The organism is Bacteroidota bacterium (assembly GCA_034723125.1).
Classification (GTDB): domain Bacteria; phylum Bacteroidota; class Bacteroidia; order CAILMK01; family JAAYUY01; genus JAYEOP01.
Genome location: JAYEOP010000546.1, coordinates 1 through 1,667 on the forward strand (window position 1 = coordinate 1; position 1,667 = coordinate 1,667).

2 protein-coding genes are annotated in these 1,667 nt (G+C 30.7%); one reads left to right on the plus strand and one right to left on the minus strand.

The genetic code is table 11. From position 1 onward, the window contains the following. The coding region (locus tag U9R42_14030) for a DUF1016 N-terminal domain-containing protein (GenBank protein ID MEA3497142.1) at nt 1-466 on the minus strand (466 nt) is incomplete at its 3' end. 300 nt (nt 467-766) lie between these two features. Between U9R42_14030 and U9R42_14035 the strand changes: the two genes are divergently transcribed. Beyond that, nucleotides 767-1,667, plus strand: a 901-nt coding sequence (locus U9R42_14035) for a carboxypeptidase regulatory-like domain-containing protein (GenBank protein ID MEA3497143.1), incomplete at its 3' end; no start/stop codon positions are given.

Consider the following 1,667-nt stretch of genomic DNA (forward strand, 5'->3'; position numbering starts at 1 on the left):
CAAATTGCCTTCGTAATTCTCTTAAACTCCAATTATTTTCAATTGCTTCAATTTCGTAGAATTTTCTTTCTTCAAGGTTGTCTATTCGCAATAAAGACAAATAATGAGACCAACTTAATTGAAAATTTATAGTTTTATCAAGCCCATTTTTAGATTTAACAGACAGTGTCTGCTGTTTTCTATAAACAGTATAAAAATTCTTCATTTGTTGAAGATTAGTTACAGAAAACCCCTTTCCAAATTCAGTATTTAGCTTATTAGATAACTCTTTCAGTATTTGTTTTCCGTATTCAGCACGCTCTTTCCCATTTTGTTCCTCTTCAACAATCATTCTTCCTATCTCAAAATAAGTATAAACCATTGTTCTATTAACTGTTTGGGCAACGCTCTTTCGTGCATTCTTTAATAATTCAGCAACTTTGTTATAAAAGTCAGTTGTTTGTATATTATAATCAATCTTCGTCATTTAAAATTCCTTTTTTGCAATCATTTGCAATCATTATTTTTTAATTACTATAATTTAATAATTAAAATTATATAAACATAGATTTTTTTTGAAAAGCTTTTTCATTTTCATTATTCTGAAACGGAAACAGTGGGCTTCCGAAAGATTTGAAATTTATAAAAAGTATGCTCTTGAATATGCTTTTATGTTGAAAATACTTGGAATAAAAAAATAATTGTTGTTTCAATAATATAATATACTTATATTTATATTGATATTAAGGATATGGGAAAATTTTTTAACAAAAAAAAGGAGAAAATTATGAGAAAACGAATTTTAGCAATTGTTTTGCTACTTTCACTTGCCATCTTTTTTGCAGGATGTACCAGCAAATTAGGTAGTGAATGTTGCCCAACTGACGGGCGCGTAGTTGGATCAATTCACGGAACACTTCGTGACGCTACTGACAATGAACTTTTAGAAGATGTAGAAATCATGTATAGTGTCGGTGGAAAAATCAAAACAACACAAACTAACGAAATGGGATACTATGCGATAACTAACTTGTATCCAGGCAACTATGAATTAACATTCTATAACAAAGAGAATTATGCAATTGGTAGAGTCACAGTGAACATACCACTTTTATCAGCAATCGGTGTAGATGATATGCCAACCGGTGAAGATTTTTATTATAGTGTAAAACAAGACATGGATCTTTACGAGAAAACATCCGGACTTACTGGAACTGTCTATGCAGAACAAACTGACGAAAGCACAATCTTAGCTCCAAATGTAATAGTGATTGCTGATTTTATATCTTATGATTTATCAATTGATGAATTTACTACTACAACAAATAGTTCCGGTGTATTTTCATTTGACAGCTTACCTGCTACACCAAATGTGACAATAAAAACACTACCTTACTCAAATAGTTCTTATAGTTATTCAGTTTATACTACAGCTGAAACCTTAAAACCAGATGCAATTATGACCGCACGAGACATTATACTTTCAATTGTTCCTGCTACACCTTTTATAGTATCGAACAATTATGAACTTGATGATTTTGGTATTACTGAAGATATTGTAATCACATTTTCTAAAGAAATGGTTACGGGAACATTTGATGTTGATTTATATGATGGTGTAAATGTTGTGGAACACTCTCTATCTTGGAGTAATGGCGTAACATTAACTATTCATCCTTATGCTCCAC